Origin of the sequence: Salinimicrobium profundisediminis, assembly GCF_026241755.1 — a bacterium.
GTDB lineage: Bacteria > Bacteroidota > Bacteroidia > Flavobacteriales > Flavobacteriaceae > Salinimicrobium > Salinimicrobium profundisediminis.
In genome coordinates, this window is record NZ_JAPJDA010000092.1 from 1 (window position 1) to 527 (window position 527).

Below are 527 nucleotides of genomic sequence, written 5' to 3' on the forward strand. Positions count from 1 at the left end.
CAAATGCTTGTTAACATATGAAAAAGCAAGGGAAACTTCTCCCTTGCTTTTTCCTCTTGTGCTATCAAAAAAATATTATCGTAACGTTTTAAGTGCACCGCTCCAGGCATTCACTTGATCTAGCATGGTATTCACATTGTCAAGATGAAGATCTGCTGGTTTGAATTCACTGAAGTTCTCAAAGTCTGTAAATAGTGACAATGTTGGATGTGTGCGAACATCTGCAACTTGAAGTTCAGCTAGAATGCCACGCAAATGTTCAGCTGCACGAGCTCCACCTGTTGATCCATAGCTTACAATACCTGCTGCTTTGTTATGCCATTCATCACGCGCTAAGTCTAAGGCATTTTTAAGAGCACCTGTAATGCTGTGGTTGTATTCTTGAACAATAAATACAAATCCATCTAGGCTAGTCAGTTTTTCCGACCATTTTTTAATGCCTTCTGCTTCACTAGTGGTACCTAAAAACGGCAGGTTGAAATCTGCAATATCTACAATTTCATATTCTGCATCACTGCGCTGATCAG

At 39.8% G+C, this 527-nt stretch carries 1 protein-coding gene; it reads right to left on the reverse strand.

All coding sequences use genetic code 11. The features are described from left to right. Positions 1-75 precede the first annotated feature (75 nt). On the reverse strand, positions 76-527 hold a 452-nt coding region (locus OQ279_RS18765), incomplete at its 5' end, for an NAD(P)H-dependent oxidoreductase (protein ID WP_266071400.1).